The organism is Clostridium sp. YIM B02500 (assembly GCF_022324665.1).
Classification (GTDB): domain Bacteria; phylum Bacillota; class Clostridia; order Clostridiales; family Clostridiaceae; genus Clostridium; species Clostridium beijerinckii.
On sequence record NZ_JAKGTE010000053.1, the window covers coordinates 11,673 to 27,408 of the forward strand.

At 30.9% G+C, this 15,736-nt stretch carries 14 protein-coding genes and 1 tRNA gene; 14 read left to right on the forward strand and 1 reads right to left on the reverse strand.

All coding sequences use genetic code 11. From position 1 onward, the window contains the following. Nucleotides 1-7: 7 nt before the first annotated feature. Complete coding sequence (locus L1S46_RS25010) at nt 8-2,482, forward strand: ATP-dependent Clp protease ATP-binding subunit (protein ID WP_065418335.1); 2,475 nt, start codon at nt 8-10, stop codon at nt 2,480-2,482. 130 nt (nt 2,483-2,612) lie between these two features. Further along, nucleotides 2,613-3,548, forward strand: coding sequence for a thioredoxin-disulfide reductase (gene trxB, locus L1S46_RS25015; RefSeq protein ID WP_238901276.1), 936 nt, complete (start codon nt 2,613-2,615; stop codon nt 3,546-3,548). Between the two features lie 75 nt (nt 3,549-3,623). Here the strand turns inward: trxB and L1S46_RS25020 are convergent, their stop codons facing one another. Further along, entirely contained in the window at nt 3,624-3,851 is a 228-nt protein-coding gene (locus tag L1S46_RS25020; protein WP_041893448.1) for a glutaredoxin family protein, read from the reverse strand. 485 nt (nt 3,852-4,336) lie between these two features. On the opposite strand from L1S46_RS25020, the gene radA reads away from it, so the two are divergent. The 12 genes from radA to L1S46_RS25080 form a co-directional block, all read left to right on the forward strand. Beyond that, nucleotides 4,337-5,713: a DNA repair protein RadA gene (radA, locus tag L1S46_RS25025; protein ID WP_238901277.1), complete on the forward strand. Its 1,377-nt coding sequence runs from the start codon at nt 4,337-4,339 to the stop codon at nt 5,711-5,713. Between the two features lie 238 nt (nt 5,714-5,951). Continuing rightward, entirely contained in the window at nt 5,952-7,016 is a 1,065-nt protein-coding gene (gene disA, locus L1S46_RS25030; RefSeq protein WP_011967490.1) for a DNA integrity scanning diadenylate cyclase DisA, read from the forward strand. 242 nt (nt 7,017-7,258) lie between these two features. Beyond that, a complete protein-coding gene (locus L1S46_RS25035) occupies nt 7,259-8,359 on the forward strand; it encodes a PIN/TRAM domain-containing protein (protein ID WP_011967491.1) in 1,101 nt (366 codons plus the stop codon). Nucleotides 8,360-8,380: 21 nt separating this feature from the next. Further along, complete coding sequence (ispD, locus tag L1S46_RS25040) at nt 8,381-9,061, forward strand: 2-C-methyl-D-erythritol 4-phosphate cytidylyltransferase (RefSeq protein ID WP_238901278.1); 681 nt, start codon at nt 8,381-8,383, stop codon at nt 9,059-9,061. 392 nt (nt 9,062-9,453) lie between these two features. Continuing rightward, nucleotides 9,454-11,166: a proline--tRNA ligase gene (locus tag L1S46_RS25045; protein ID WP_238901279.1), complete on the forward strand. Its 1,713-nt coding sequence runs from the start codon at nt 9,454-9,456 to the stop codon at nt 11,164-11,166. 17 nt (nt 11,167-11,183) lie between these two features. Beyond that, complete coding sequence (cysS, locus tag L1S46_RS25050) at nt 11,184-12,584, forward strand: cysteine--tRNA ligase (protein WP_238901280.1); 1,401 nt, start codon at nt 11,184-11,186, stop codon at nt 12,582-12,584. Nucleotides 12,585-12,633: 49 nt separating this feature from the next. Next, nucleotides 12,634-13,047, forward strand: a complete 414-nt coding sequence (locus tag L1S46_RS25055) for a ribonuclease III domain-containing protein (RefSeq protein WP_238901281.1) — start codon at nt 12,634-12,636, stop codon at nt 13,045-13,047. 158 nt (nt 13,048-13,205) lie between these two features. Then, nucleotides 13,206-13,979: a 23S rRNA (guanosine(2251)-2'-O)-methyltransferase RlmB gene (gene rlmB / locus L1S46_RS25060; RefSeq protein ID WP_238901284.1), complete on the forward strand. Its 774-nt coding sequence runs from the start codon at nt 13,206-13,208 to the stop codon at nt 13,977-13,979. A 13-nt stretch (nt 13,980-13,992) separates the two neighbouring features. Beyond that, nucleotides 13,993-14,505 carry an NYN domain-containing protein gene (locus L1S46_RS25065; protein WP_238901282.1) on the forward strand — a complete coding sequence of 171 codons (513 nt, stop codon included), beginning with the start codon at nt 13,993-13,995 and terminating at the stop codon, nt 14,503-14,505. 59 nt (nt 14,506-14,564) lie between these two features. Continuing rightward, on the forward strand, nt 14,565-15,212 hold the full coding sequence (gene sigH / locus L1S46_RS25070) for an RNA polymerase sporulation sigma factor SigH (protein WP_023976573.1): 648 nt from the start codon (nt 14,565-14,567) through the stop codon (nt 15,210-15,212). Between the two features lie 76 nt (nt 15,213-15,288). Next, a tRNA-Thr gene (locus L1S46_RS25075) sits at nt 15,289-15,364 on the forward strand. A gap of 65 nt (nt 15,365-15,429) precedes the next feature. Further along, a partial coding sequence (locus L1S46_RS25080; RefSeq protein WP_238901283.1) for a GTP-binding protein occupies nt 15,430-15,736 on the forward strand: 307 nt, incomplete at its 3' end.

The following is a 15,736-nucleotide window of genomic DNA, read 5'->3' on the forward strand; positions in this document are numbered from 1 at the left end:
AAAGTATATGGAATATAATAAATTAACAGAAAGGGCACAAGCAGTAATTTTAGAAGCTGAAAATGAATCGGAAAAATTTAAACATGGGTATGTTGGAACTGAGCATATATTACTTGGCATATTAAAAGAAGATGGATATTCTGCTAAGTTATTAAAAAAATATGGGGTTAATAGTGAGAATATTAGAAATATGATACAAAGATACTTGGGTTATGGGGATATCAAGAAAACAGACGATAATATTTTACTGACCCCTCGGACCAAAAGGTTAATAGATGAAAGTTTCGCAGCAGCAAAAAGATTAAATCATAAATATGTTAGCCCTGAACACATTTTATTGGCCTTACTTAATCAAGAAGAAGGAATGGCATACACTATCTTAAAAAGCTTGAATCTTAACTTCACCATTATAAGTGAAGAATTACTTGTATTCTTATCTGGTACTTATGAAGATAAAGCTAGCGATAAAAATATAATTGATAATAAGAAAGCTAATACTCCAATGCTTGATAAGTATGGAAGGGATTTAACAGTACTATCTAAGGAACAAGGACTAGATCCTGTAATTGGAAGGGATAATGAAACTCAAAGGTTATTAGAAATTCTTTGTAGGAGAATTAAAAATAACCCGTGTCTGATTGGGGAACCAGGTGTTGGTAAAACTGCTGTAGTTGAAGGACTAGCACAGAGAATAGTGGAGGGAAATATTCCAGAGATACTTAGAAATAAAAGAGTTGTTTCTTTAGATTTAACATCTATGATTGCAGGAGCTAAGTATAGAGGTGAATTTGAGGAAAGACTTAAGAAAACTATGGATGAAATAATTAAAGATAAAGATATAATTATTTTTATAGATGAGATTCATACTATTATAGGAGCAGGAGGAGCAGAAGGTGCTATCGATGCATCTAATATATTAAAGCCTGCTTTAGCAAGAGGAGAGATTCAATGTATAGGAGCCACAACTATAGATGAATATAGAAAGTATATTGAAAAGGATTCTGCATTAGAAAGAAGATTTCAACCTGTAACAGTGGGAGAGCCTTCAAAGGAAGAAACGCTAAAGATTCTTAAAGGATTAAGAGATAAATATGAAGCTCATCACAGAGTTGAAATAACAGATGAAGCTTTAGAAGCGGCCGTTAATTTGGCAGATAGGTATATAACAGATAGATTTATGCCGGATAAAGCCATTGATTTGATTGATGAAGGAGCTGCTAAAGTGAGAATCCAAAGTTTAACAGCCCCTCCAGATTTAAAAGATTTAGAAGAAAAAATTGAAAATATAGGTAAAGAAAAGGAAGAAGCTATACGAGTTCAAGACTTTGAGAGAGCTGCGAATTTAAGGGATAAAGAGAGAATTTTAAAAGAGCAGTTAGGTAATATGAAAGATAGTTGGGATACTCAGAATTCTATAAAGACACTAGTTGTAGATGCAGAAAAGATAGCGAGTGTAGTATCATCTTGGACTAAGATTCCAATTCAAAAATTAACTGAATCGGAAAGTGAAAGGCTATTAAAATTAGAGGAAATACTACACAAGAGAGTCGTTGGACAAAATGAGGCGGTTAAATCTATAGCAAGGGCTGTCAGAAGGGCAAGAGTTGGAATAAAGGATCCTAATAGACCAATAGGAAGCTTTATATTTTTGGGACCAACTGGAGTTGGAAAGACTGAGCTTTCTAAAGCACTTGCAGAAGCTATGTTTGGTGATGAAAATAATATTATAAGAATTGATATGTCAGAATACATGGAAGGTCATTCGGTATCTAGATTAATAGGATCGCCTCCAGGATATGTAGGACATGAAGAAGGTGGTCAGCTTACAGAAGCAGTTAGAAGAAAACCTTATTCAATAGTTCTTTTAGATGAGATAGAAAAGGCAAATCCAGAGGTATTCAATATATTGCTTCAAATTATGGAAGATGGAAGGCTTACTGATGGTAAAGGAAAAATAGTTAATTTTAAGAATACAATAATTATAATGACTTCAAATGTTGGGGCTCATCAAATTAAAAAACAAAAAAGCATAGGATTTAGTAGTGTTAGTTCTAAAAACGAAAATGAAACTGAATATGAAAAGATGAAGGAAAATATATTAGGGGAATTAAAGCAAAAATTTAGGCCAGAATTTTTAAATAGAATAGATGATACAATAGTATTCCATAAGTTGAGTGATGAAGATTTAAATCAAATTATAGATTTAATGCTTGCATCAATAAGAAAAAGGCTTGAAGACAGAGATATATACTTAAACTTTGAAGATAATAGTAAAAGGTTCCTGCTAAACAAAGGAATTGACCTTGATTATGGTGCAAGGCCACTTAGGAGATTAATAATAAAAGAGGTAGAAGATAAATTAAGTGAGGAAATATTACAAGGAAATATAAGAATTGGAGATAGGGTAAAGGTAAGTGAGTTAGAAAACAAACTTATTTTTAAAAGATTGGCTGAAAGCAATTTGGAGCTCAATAAGAATTAATTTATGTTAATGGGCTATTTCAACGCTATAAATTATTTATACATTGAAATAGTCTGTTTAGTTTAAAGATTAATATAATATTTGGGTATTGAGTAGTTTAAAATGTATTAAATATTAGGAGAAAATAGATATGAGTAAAGAAAAGAAAGAATTGGATTTAATTATAATTGGGGGTGGACCAGCAGGTCTTACAGCAGCAATGTATGCAGGAAGGGCAAAGTTGGATACATTGTTGTTAGAAAATGAACTTGTGGGAGGTCAAGTTAGAAATAGTTATACTATAGAGAATTACCCGGGATTTAAAAGTATAGGTGGAGGAGATTTAGCTGACATATTTCAAGAACAAGCTAGAAATCTTGGAGCAAATATTGATGAATTTGATTCAATTGAAAAGATATATATATCAGATGATGAAAAGATTATAGAAACTGAATCATATGTATACCAACCTAAAGCTGTAATAATTGCTACAGGAGCTGCACCAAGAAAACTGCCTATTCCTCAAGAAGAACAATTTTCAGGAAGAGGAATTCATTACTGTGCTATTTGTGATGGAGCACTTTATCAAGGCAAAAAAGTTGCTGTTGTAGGCGGCGGAAATTCTGCACTAGAGGAGTCTATATTTTTAACTAGGTTTGCTGAAAAAGTGTACTTAATAAGAAGGTATGATTATTTTAAAGGAGAACAATCATTAATTGATGAAGTTTTCAATAATCCTAAAATAGAGGTTCTATTAAATAAGGATTTGATTCAAGCCAATGGTAAGGAATTTTTGGAATCAGTTATTATAAAAGACACTAAGACTCAAGAAAGTAGTAGCTTAGATGTTAATGCAGTTTTTGGATATATAGGAACAGAGCCTAGAACAAAAGAAGTAAAGGATTATATAAAATTGAATGAACAAGGATATATAATTACCGATGAAGATTTACAAACAAATATTCAAGGAGTATATGCAGCAGGGGACGTAAGGCAAAAGAAGTATAGGCAAATAACAACTGCTGTATCAGATGGTACGATTGCCCTTTTAAATGCGGAAAAATATATATTACGAAAAAGAAAATAGCATTAAAGATGAGAATATAAATCAGATATTAATTTATATAAGCCAAAATAAAAGAGGCGGATATACGCCTCTTAATTATTTACCTAAAGCCCTTAGAATAGCAGGCTTATCAAAGCCTATAATAATATTATCATTAATATCTAATACTGGGACACCCATCTGATTAGACTTTTTTATCATTTCTTCTCTAGCTTCCATATCATCTTGAACATTTAATTCTTGAAATTCAATGTTCTCTGATTTAAGAAAAGTTTTTGCTTTAACGCACCAAGGACAAGTATTGGTAGTATATACTTTCACCATAAATGAATACGCCTCCTTAATAATAGTTATTATATTGTAATTAATATTATAATATAGATTTTATAATCATTCAATATAGTTAGAAAATAATGATGTTTATTATCAATTAAATTATAACTTGGTTATATATTGTTGTCTCATTATTAGAATAATCATTATAGAGTAATTTAGTTAATACATAACTGATGAATTATATATTATATTTATTTTCTAGTGTTGATATTAATATTATAATTTCTATATTATTATATATTTGTTCTTTACTAATCTATTTTATAATAGCTTTTGCAATAATTTATTAAATATTCTAAGAACAAAAAATAAAATAGTTATAAAGCACTATATATAATAATTGATTGAAGGCTAAGCACTAGCTATATTTAATTCAAAATATATGAGTAAGAAAGTAATATGCTATAATGTAATTAATATTATTATTAAAAAAGTAAGATGTAATAAAGATCTAGAAACGAAGGGAGAGGTTTATGAAGAAAAAAACATTATATAGATGTAATAGTTGCGGTTTTGAAAGTATAAAGTGGCTTGGTAAATGCCCAACATGCAATAATTGGAATACATTAGAGGAAATTACTATTGAAGCAAAAAATTTAGAGACTAGATCCAGACAAGTAGCAAAAAAAACGTTAAAAAAACTTTTGGATATAGTTTCCAACAAAAGCGATAGAATAGTAACAGGGATAAATGAATTTGATAGGGTTATGGGTGGAGGAATCGTAAAGGATTCAATTTCAATTATAACAGCAAGACCGGGAGCGGGAAAATCAACACTTCTTCTTGAAATTTCCGATGCTGTCGCCCAAAAAGGATATAAAGTAATTTATGCGTCAGGGGAAGAAAGTGATAGTCAGATAAAAAACAGAGCAGACAGAATTCTTAATAAAATCCACGAAGATATATGGGTACTACAAGAAACAAGTCTTGATAATGTTTTAGATGCAGTTGAAGAAATAGATCCGGATATTATAATAATAGATAGTATACAAACATTTACTATGGAATCATCTTTGCCAGCGAGAGCAGGGTCACCTACACAAACTATGGAATGTGCTAATGCATTGCTCCAAATGGCTAAAAACGATAGAAGGCCAAGAGCGGTTATAATAGTTGGGCAGATGACTAAAAGTGATGAACTTGCAGGGCTAAGAGCCTTAGAACATTTAGTTGATACGGTGCTTATAATAGAAGATGATAGTGATGAAGAGTTAAGAGTACTTGTAAGTTCTAAAAATAGATTTGGTGGTATTGAAAATGGCTTCTTTCAAATGGGGGAGAGAGGGATTATTTCAATAGATAACCCCTCAGAATTCTTCATGACAAAGCGTGAAGAAGGAGAAATTGTATCAGGAAGTGCATTAACAGTAATTAAAGAAGGAACAAGAGCAATAATAACTGAAATAGAAAGTTTAGTGTCGAAGAGTTTTACTCCGTATCCTACAAGAATAGGGGAAACATTAGGAAAGGATAAATTAAACACTTTGATATCTATACTTGAACAACGTGGAGGAATTAATTTATACGATAAGAATGTAATTATTAAAACTACAGGTGGTATAAAAATAAGAGAACAGGGCATTAATTTAGCTGTAATAATGAGTATAGTATCCTCAGTAAAGCAGCAGGGGATAGAATCAAATATAGCGTTTATAGCAGATGTAGGACTGACTGGGGAACTTAAAAAAGTACCATCATTAGAAAGTAGGATTAGGGAACTTGAGAGAATGGGATTTAAAAAGGTTTATGTTCCAAAGGATTCTATAGGAAAAAGCAGTAACTTAAAGAAAATAGATATAATTGAATTAAAGACCTTGATGGATGTAATAAATAATATTTATAGAAGCTAGAACATTATAGAAATTCCATATTAAATATGAAGAGGATAGAGCTATTTCTTACAAATAAATATATTATAACTTAAATTTAACAAATGTTGTTGAGGGATTATATTTATTATAGTATTATAGTTTCTAGAGCCTAGGTTAAATTTACTCGGAAAATAATATCAGTCAAAATGTTTAATATTTGATTTTAAATAAATCTAGAAAAGTATTAAAATGATTTTTAAAGAAAATGGGTGAGTGTATGAGAATAGAAAAGGGAATAGGAATAAAGAATGTCTTAAAGATAATGTGCCCAGGCACTCAACTAAGGGAAGGTCTTGAAAATATATTAAGAGCTAAAACAGGTGGATTATTAGTGATTGGTGACGATGAAGAAGTTATGAAACTCGTTGATGGCGGTTTTTATATTAATTCAGAGTATACACCATCATATGCATACGAATTAGCTAAAATGGATGGAGCTATAGTCATAACTGGAGACTTAAAGAAAATCGTTTGTGCTAATGCGCAATTAATACCTGATTCATCTATTCCAACATATGAAACAGGAACTAGGCATAGAACGGCGCATAGAGTAGCTAAGCAAACGAATAACATAGTAATTGCAATTTCTCAAAGAAGAAATATAATAACTATGTACAAGGGTGATATAAAGTATGTATTAAGAGAAAGTAGTGTAATTCTTGGAAAGGCAAATCAAGCGCTTCAAACACTAGAAAAATATGTTGCAGTACTTGAACGTGTTATTAATAACTTGAATTTATTGGAGTTTCAAGACTTAACAACACTATTCGATGTAGTTACAGCAATTCAAAGAACTGAAATGGTAATGAGAATAGTGGAAGAGATTAATATGTATATACTAGAGTTGGGGAATGAAGGACGATTAATATCAATGCAATTAAATGAATTAGTTAAGCATATAGAAAGAGATGGAATATTGCTAATTAGGGATTACTGTAAAGATGGACTTCAATATAACGAGGTATATGAGCACATTCAAAAATTAAATTCTTCAGAATTATTAGAATTAGACGCAGTTGCAAGAACATTAGGTCGTGGAGGAATTCCACTTATGGATACATTAATATCTCCAAAGGGATATAGAATGTTGAGTAAGGTGCCAAGAATACCATCTAATGTTATTGATAATCTTATAAAAGAATTTGAAGAATTAAGTAATATAATTGATGCTGATATAAATGACTTAGATAATGTTGAAGGAATAGGAGAAGCGAGAGCTACTGCCATTAAAGATGGATTGAAACGTATAAAAGAGCAAGTTTCATTAAAAAAGGAAATATGATAATTAAATTTGTGTTAAATTAAATAGGATTTAGTTTTTACAAAGAAAATACTATTTATTTAGATTTATTGATCTAAGATTTAATTTGATTCTTCAAAGTAGAATGAAATTATTAGTAAACTTAATAATTTATTCATTTTAGAGGTACTTATTGTATGATATAATTAATATGACTTAGAGAAATGTTGAAAAAATGATTAAAATACTATCTAATTGTAAATAATTAGAAGGAGGTGAAGTATGTGTTAAAAAGACTATTAAGGGGAATTTTTTCTGTAATTGGATTGATACTAGGATATTTCATATCTGAAATATTACTTACAATCCCTCAGGTTGATAATTTAACTTACATTTCAACCACTATTACTAGAGTTTTATTTATTATTATTATATCTTTTATCTTTGGACTTATATTTTATATTATTTCTCCTATTATATACAAAGGAATTTCTAATTTGATTGAGTATATTGAAAAGAGTATGCAAAAAATGAGCATAACTGAAATCATTTATGGAACTTTTGGAGCTGTAATTGCTTTAATTCTTATGACGTTTATTGCAAAACCAATAAATGATATAAATATAATTGGGCCAATATTATTAATTTTATTAAATGTGTTAGCTGCTATAATAGGCGCAGAAATAATGATTAAAAAAAAGGAAGATATAACAGCTCTTCTTGTTAATATGAAAAAGCCTGTAATTAAAGAGAAAAAAGTTAAAGAGGTAATAAAAGAATCTATAAAAGGAATTCCAAAAGTATTAGATACATCAGTTATAATTGATGGAAGAATATTTGATATTTGTGAGACTGGGTTTGTTGAAGGACCACTGGTTATACCTAACTTTGTATTGGATGAATTAAGGCATATATCCGATTCTTCCGATTCACTAAAAAGAAATAGGGGAAGAAGAGGTCTAGATATATTAAATAAGATACAAAAAGAGCTAGCTATAGAAACTCAAATTGTAGAAGATGATTTTCCTAAAATTGCAGAAGTTGATGCAAAGTTGCTTAAACTTGCACAAAAGATGGAAGGAAAGGTTATAACTAATGATTATAATCTAAATAAAGTGGCTGAGTTTCAAGGAGTACCGGTATTAAATATAAATGAATTATCAAATGCAATAAAACCAGTAGTATTACCTGGTGAAGAAATGACAATTGATATAGTAAAGGATGGAAAAGAATCAAGTCAAGGTGTTGCATATTTAGAAGATGGAACTATGATTGTCGTTGAAGGTGGAAGAAAATATATAGGACAAACAACAAGTGTTATAGTTACATCAGTTCTTCAAACAGCAGCTGGACGAATGATTTTTGCAAAACCAAAAGATAATTAAAAGTTAAGGAGAGTTTTCTGTATGGTTAGTGCGATAGTATTAGCTGGAGGCAGAGGTAAGAGAATGGGCAATATTCAAAGCAAGCAATATATTGATTTGAATGGTGCGCCCATTCTTTATTACACGTTAAAGCAGTTTATAGAAAATGATTTGATAGATAAGATCATTTTAGTAGTGCCTGAAGATGAAAAAGATTATTGTAAAAGAGAAGTATTAAATAAATATGGATTAAAAATAGATGATTTAGTATCTGGTGGGAATGAAAGACAAGAATCAGTATATAATGCTTTGGAGAAATTAGAAAAATCCGATATAGTATTAATTCATGATGGAGCTAGGCCATTTGTATCTCAGAAAATAATAAATGATGCGGTTGAATATGCTAAGCTTTATAAAGCTGCAGCGCCTGGAGTTATGCCTAAAGATACTATAAAAATTAAAGATAGTAATAATCTTTCAGTAGATACTTTAGTTAGAAGTGAACTTGTTGCGATTCAAACGCCCCAAGCTTTTGATTTTAACCTAATATATGAATGCCATAAAGAAATAAAGAAAAGATGTATATCAGTTACTGATGATACTAGTGTAGTAGAACTTTTGGGACATAAAGTTTATATTTATGAGGGGGATTATAAAAACATAAAAATAACTACACCGGAAGATTTAATACTTGCAGAGTATTTTGTGAAAAATATAGTATAGTAATAATGTATTGACAGGCTAAATTCAGGAAGTTATAATATATTAAAATAAAATTTAATTAAGATTGTAAAACGTTGATGAAGAATAGTAGAAGTCGATAATATAAGAGAAAAAGTCCGTGGGCTGAAAGACTTTTAAACAGGCTTTGAACCAGCTTTTGAGTATAGGGAAAAACTATCGGTCTAAAACCGTTATCATTGCTAGAGAACAAATTTAGGTGGTACCGCGATATAAAGTTCGCCCTAATATATATATTAGGCGGGCTTTTTTATTTATCCAATTATATATTTTTAAACTATTAATTATTTGTAAAATCAAATATTCAGATTTTATTACATCATATATAAAATATTATTTGCAATCTAACCAATATTATTTAGGAGGAACACCAAATGAAAATGTCTAATATGTTAATATCAACATTAAGAGAAGTACCAGCGGAAGCAGAGATTGATAGCCATAAGCTTATGTTAAGAGCTGGAATGATAAGGAAAATGGCTGCAGGAGTATATAATTATATGCCTCTTGGATTAAAAGTTTTAAAAAAGGTTGAGGATATAATTAGGGAAGAAATGAATGCCGCAGGTGCGCAGGAATTTCTAGCATCAGCTATTATTCCAGCAGAATTATGGCAAGAATCTGGTAGATGGGATGCATATGGAGCAGAAATGTTTAGATTAAAGGATAGAGGGGATAGAGATTTCTGTTTAGGGCCAACTCATGAAGAAGTATTTACAGATATAGCGAGAAATGAAATTAAGTCTTACAAGCAATTACCTCTTAATTTATATCAGATTCAAACAAAGTATAGAGATGAGCGTAGACCTAGGTTTGGAGTGATGAGATCTAGGGAATTTGTAATGAAGGATGCTTATAGCTTTGATAAAGATCAAGGTGGGCTAGATTTAGCTTATGATAAAATGCATGATGCATATGTAAAAATATTTAATAGATGTGGTTTAGATGCAAAATGTGTTGCTGCTGATTCTGGTGCTATTGGTGGTTCAAATTCAGCAGAGTTTATGGTTAAATCGGAAGTTGGAGAGGATGATGTGGTATTTTGCAGTGAATGTAACTATGCAGCAAATATCGAGAAAGCTTCATCACCAGCAGAGAAAGAGTTAAAACAAGAATTCAAGGAAATAAATAAAGTTGAGACACCTAATACAAAAACTATAGATGAATTGGTTAAGTTTTTCGGTACTAATGAAAAAAAATTCGCAAAGACTATCTTGTTTAATGCAGATGGCAAAATAGTAGCAGTTATGGTTAGGGGTGATAGAGAAATTAATGAGGTTAAGGTTAGCAATGCAATTGGTGAAGTAATTAATCTAGATCTTGCTAGTTCAGAAGATGTAAAAAAGGCAACGGGAGCAGAAATAGGATTTGCGGGACCAATAGGGATAAAAGTAGATATGCTATTAGTTGATGAAGAAGTTGCTAATATGTATAACTTTATTGTGGGTGCTAATGAAACAGGTTACCATATTAATAATGTGAATTATGGAAGAGACTTTGAAGGTGTAATAGGAGATTATAGAAACGTAACTGAAGGTGAAAAGTGCCCAGTTTGCGGTGGTAAGGTTACTATTGCAAGAGGAACAGAAGTAGGGCATATATTTAAACTTGGTACTAAATATTCGGAAGCCATGAATGCTAAGTTTATAGATGAAGATGGAAAAGAAAAGCCATTTATAATGGGATGCTATGGAATTGGAGTTACAAGAACAATGGCATCTATAATTGAGCAACATCATGATGAGAATGGTATAGTATGGCCATTGTCTGTTGCACCATACCATGTTTCTGTAATTCCTGTTAATGTAAAAGATGAGGAACAAGCTAGAATTGCAAATGAAATTTATGAAAAATTAACAAGTGCTGGAATAGAAGCTCTTTTAGATGATAGAAATGAAAGAGCAGGAGTGAAATTCAAAGATTCAGAATTAATGGGAATACCAATGAGAATAACAGTAGGTAAAAAGATTAATGATGGAGAAATTGAATTTAAACTTAGAGATGGAGAAATGGAAGTAATCAAAATAGAAGATGTTTATAATATAATAAAAGGTGAATTTGAGAAAAACAAAATAAAACTAAAATAATTTTAGGAGGTAAATTAATGAGGGTATTTAATACTTTAACAAGACAAAAAGAAGAGTTTATCCCTATTATTCCTGGCGAAGTTAAAATGTACGTCTGTGGGCCGACTGTATATAATTTTTTTCACATAGGTAATGGAAGAACATTTATTGTATTTGATACTATAAGGAGATATTTGGAGTATAGAGGATACAAGGTTAGATTTGTTCAAAACTTTACTGACATAGATGATAAAATGATTAATAAAGCTAATGATGAGGGAATTACAGTAAAAGAGCTTGGAGATAAATATATAAAAGAATACTACCAAGATGCCGATTCATTAAAGATAGAAAGAGCTACTGTAAATCCTAGAGCAACAGAATATATTAATGATATAATCAAATTTGTTGAAGAGTTGATTGAAGCAGGATTTGCTTATGAAGTTGATGGTGATGTTTACTATAGCACAAAAAAATTTGATAATTATGGAAGATTGGTAGGACAGAACTTAGATGATTTGCAGGTTGGTGCAAGAATATCTGTTGATGAAAGAAAGAAAGATCCTATGGATTTTGCAGTATGGAAAGCACAAAAGCCAGGTGAACCTGCTTGGGAAAGTCCTTGGGGGCCTGGAAGGCCTGGATGGCATATAGAGTGTTCGTGCATGGCAAAGAAATTGTTGGGAGATACAATAGATATTCATGCAGGTGGCATGGATTTAAGATTCCCGCATCATGAAAATGAAATAGCTCAAAGTGAAGCTCTAACAGGAAAAACATTTGCAAATTATTGGCTCCATGCAGCATTTGTTAATGTAGATAATAGGAAAATGTCAAAATCATTAAATAACTTCTTTACCGCAAGAGAAGTTCTTGAGGAATATAGTTCGGATGCAATAAGGTTCTTGATGTTGTCTGGACACTATAGAATACAAATAAATTTTACTAAAGAACTTTTAGATTCAGCAAAATCATCAATAGAAAGATTATATAATTGCATAAATAATCTTGAAAATTTGAAAGATGAAGTGACTAAAAAATTAATGGATGAAGCGGAAGAAAAATATCTAAAGTCTTTAGATAAATATAGAGAAAAATTTATTGAGAAGATGGATGATGATTTTAATACAGCAGATGCTATTTCAGTATTGTTTGATTTGACTAAAGATATTAACAATAATGTGAATATTAATTCATCCTCTGAATTATGTGAGAAAGCAGAATCAATGGTTAGAGAACTAGGAAATCCGCTAGGTATACTTCAAGATCGTATTGAGAAGGATTTGGAAACAGAAATTCAGGAGCTTATTGAAAAGAGACAGCAAGCTAGAAAAAATAAAGATTTTGCACTTGCGGATAAAATAAGAGATGATTTAAAAAGCAGAAATATAATTTTGGAAGATACACCACAGGGTGTTAGATGGAAAAAGATTGATTAATTAAAGAAAGGGTTGCATTTTTGCAACCCTTATTTAAAGGAGAATTATAATGTTAGATGACTTAAGAATTAGAAAATTTTCAAAAGATGAAGCAAGAATGCTGAATTCATTACAATTGGCATTAATAGGTGATGGTGTATTTGAAGTTTTTATTAGAAATTATATTTTGACTCAAAATACAGCGTTATCTGCAAATAAGATACATGTGAAGGCAATTGGATATGTAAAAGCAAAAAGTCAGGCGTGTATAATGCATGAAATTGAGAATCTCCTAAATGAGGAGGAAGAAGCGGTTTATAAAAGAGGAAGAAATGCGAAATCACCTACTGTCCCTAAAAATGCAGAGATAAGGGATTATAGAATGGCAACTGGGTTTGAAGCATTAATTGGTTATCTATACCTAGTGGGTGATAAGGAAAGATTAGAATTTATATTTAATAAAAGTATTGAAATTATTAATTAGTTTATAAAATTAAAAAAGGAGGATTTATAATGAATAGTAAGCCGAAAAAAAATATTTCAAATGGCAAGTTTATGGAAGGTAAAGATAAATCTGTAACTGAATCAAAAGGTAAAGCTAAAAGCTATAATGAGGCAAAAAATAAAACTAATAAAGATAATATGGTAGGAAATGATAAGTCGACGGGTGCTATTGAAGAGAGAGAAGATATAGTTATTGGAAGAAATGCCGTAATTGAAGCTCTAAGAGGAGAAAGAACTATCGAAACGCTATATATATCTAATAGTAAATTAGAAGGTTCAATAAAAACTATTGTTGGTTTAGCAAAAGAAAATAGAATATTAATAAAAGAAGTGGATAAAAGAAAACTTGATTCAATGTGTGGTGGAGAAGTACATCAAGGGGTAATAGCAAAAGTTACTCCATATAAATATTCAGAAGTATCCGATATATTGGATTTAGCAGAGAAAAGAGGGGAAGCTCCGTTCATAGTTATATTGGATGAAATTGAAGATCCGCATAATTTAGGATCAATAGTAAGAACTGCAGAACTATTTGGAGTTCATGGAATTATACTTCCGAAGAGAAGAAGTGCATCCGTAAGTACAACTGTTTATAAATCTTCGGTTGGAGCAATAGAACATGTAAAAATAGCTAAAGTAACAAATTTAAATTCGACAATCGAGGAACTAAAAGAAAAGGGGATTTGGATCTACGGGGCAGACATAAGAGCAGAAGAATATAGCTACCAAGTAGATTTTGGAGGACCTTGTGCAGTTATAATTGGAAATGAAGGGAGAGGTATTTCAAAGTTAACGGTGGAAAAGTGTGATAAGCTAATAAAAATACCAATGGTCGGAAAGATTAACTCTTTAAACGCATCTGTAGCTGGTGGTATAATTATGTATGAAGTTTTAAAAGGACGATTGAAATAGAAAGAGGTATATCGTGAAAACTATTTTTGTAGATGGATATAATGTTATAAATAGTTGGCCTAATTTAAAACAAAAAAAGGATTCTAGCTTTGAGGGTGCAAGACAAACTCTTATAGATACTTTACATAATTATGGGGTTTTTAATGCTTGTAGAATAATATTAGTATTTGATGCTCATAAAGTTACAGGGAGTATTGAAAAAAAAGAAGAGGTAAATAGAAATATATCGGTAGTATTTACAAAGGATGGAGAAACTGCGGATAGTTACATTGAGAAACAAGTTAATGCTCTAGGAAGGAAACATGAAATAGTTGTTGTGACATCTGATAGTCTAGAGCAGCAAACAATTTTTCAAAGAGGTGCAGTTAGAATGTCATCTTTAGAATTTTATAGTGAGGTTCTAAGGATAGAAAAGTCTATAAAAAATAAAACAGATAAGAACAGAATTTCACAAAAAAATATAATAAGCGATAATATAGATGATAGGATAGCCAAAATATTAGAAGAAATCAGAAGAAGTAAGTAAATTCAGTTGACTAACATAATTTTACTGGGGTATAATTGTCTAAACGAGTGGTTAGTTTAATGCAGAAGAGAGTTGAGAATAAGCAGTTGAAAGGTTTTTTAGATTTCAAAGATAAATCAGACGAAGAAATTGTTGCGAAAGCTAAGAGTGGTAATAGTAGGGCGCAAGAATATTTAATTTCAAAATATGAGAACTTTGTGAAGTCGAAGGCTAAATCATATTTTTTAATTGGAGCCGACAAGGAAGACATTTATCAAGAAGGGATGATAGGTTTATATAAGGCTATCAGAGATTTTAATGCAGAAAAATCAACATCATTTAAAGCCTTTGCAGAAATATGTGTAATCAGACAAATAATAACTGCAATAAAAACAGCTACTAGGCAGAAACATATTCCGTTAAATACTTATGTCTCTTTAAATAAGCCAATATATGAAGAGGAATCAGAGAGAACTCTCCTTGATGTTTTGGCAGGATTGAAAATTTCAGATCCTGAAGAGCTAATGATTAGTAAGGAACAAATGGATTATATCGAGAAAAAGATTTCGAAAGTGTTATCAGATTTGGAATTAGAAGTTCTTACTTCATACCTAGATGGAAAATCTTATCAGGAGATTGCAAGTGATTTAGAACGACATTCGAAGTCGATAGATAATGCATTACAAAGAGTAAAGAGAAAATTAGAAAAATGCTTAGATTTAAAGTGATAATTTATATTGACAAATAAAAAGAATAATAGTAAACTTTATAATTGGTATATCAAAGAAGATAGCAATTTTGAACGCTCACATAGCTCAGTCGGCAGAGCGTCACCTTGGTAAGGTGGAGGTCGTCGGTTCGATTCCGATTGTGAGCTCCAAATAATAAAAAATAAAAAAACACTAGGCCAAGTTTATTAGAAGATAATAAGGGAGGAAAATTATAATGGCAAAAGCAAAGTATGAAAGAAGTAAGCCACACGTTAATATTGGAACAATAGGTCACGTAGACCATGGTAAGACAACATTAACAGCAGCAATCACAACAGTATTAGCAAATAAAGGATTTGCAGAAGCATTTAACTATGCAGATATTGATAAGGCTCCAGAAGAAAAAGAAAGAGGAATCACAATCAATACAGCACACGTTGAGTACCAAACAGAAAACAGACATTATGCGCACGTTGACTGTCCAGGGCATGCTGACTATGTTAAGAACATGATTACAGGAGCAGCACAAATGGATGGAGCTA

Bases quoted from the DNA above. Each gene is read 5' to 3' on its own strand.
- L1S46_RS25045 (WP_238901279.1), top strand. From the start codon at position 9,454: ATGAAAATGTCTAATATGTTAATATCAACATTAAGAGAAGTACCAGCG.
- rlmB (WP_238901284.1), top strand. From the start codon at position 13,206: ATGGTAGGAAATGATAAGTCGACGGGTGCTATTGAAGAGAGAGAAGAT.
- L1S46_RS25055 (WP_238901281.1), top strand. From the start codon at position 12,634: ATGTTAGATGACTTAAGAATTAGAAAATTTTCAAAAGATGAAGCAAGA.
- sigH (WP_023976573.1), top strand. From the start codon at position 14,565: ATGCAGAAGAGAGTTGAGAATAAGCAGTTGAAAGGTTTTTTAGATTTC.
- radA (WP_238901277.1), top strand. From the start codon at position 4,337: ATGAAGAAAAAAACATTATATAGATGTAATAGTTGCGGTTTTGAAAGT.
- disA (WP_011967490.1), top strand. From the start codon at position 5,952: ATGAGAATAGAAAAGGGAATAGGAATAAAGAATGTCTTAAAGATAATG.
- L1S46_RS25020 (WP_041893448.1), bottom strand. From the start codon at position 3,851: ATGGTGAAAGTATATACTACCAATACTTGTCCTTGGTGCGTTAAAGCA.
- trxB (WP_238901276.1), top strand. From the start codon at position 2,613: ATGAGTAAAGAAAAGAAAGAATTGGATTTAATTATAATTGGGGGTGGA.
- cysS (WP_238901280.1), top strand. From the start codon at position 11,184: ATGAGGGTATTTAATACTTTAACAAGACAAAAAGAAGAGTTTATCCCT.
- ispD (WP_238901278.1), top strand. From the start codon at position 8,381: ATGGTTAGTGCGATAGTATTAGCTGGAGGCAGAGGTAAGAGAATGGGC.
- L1S46_RS25010 (WP_065418335.1), top strand. From the start codon at position 8: ATGGAATATAATAAATTAACAGAAAGGGCACAAGCAGTAATTTTAGAA.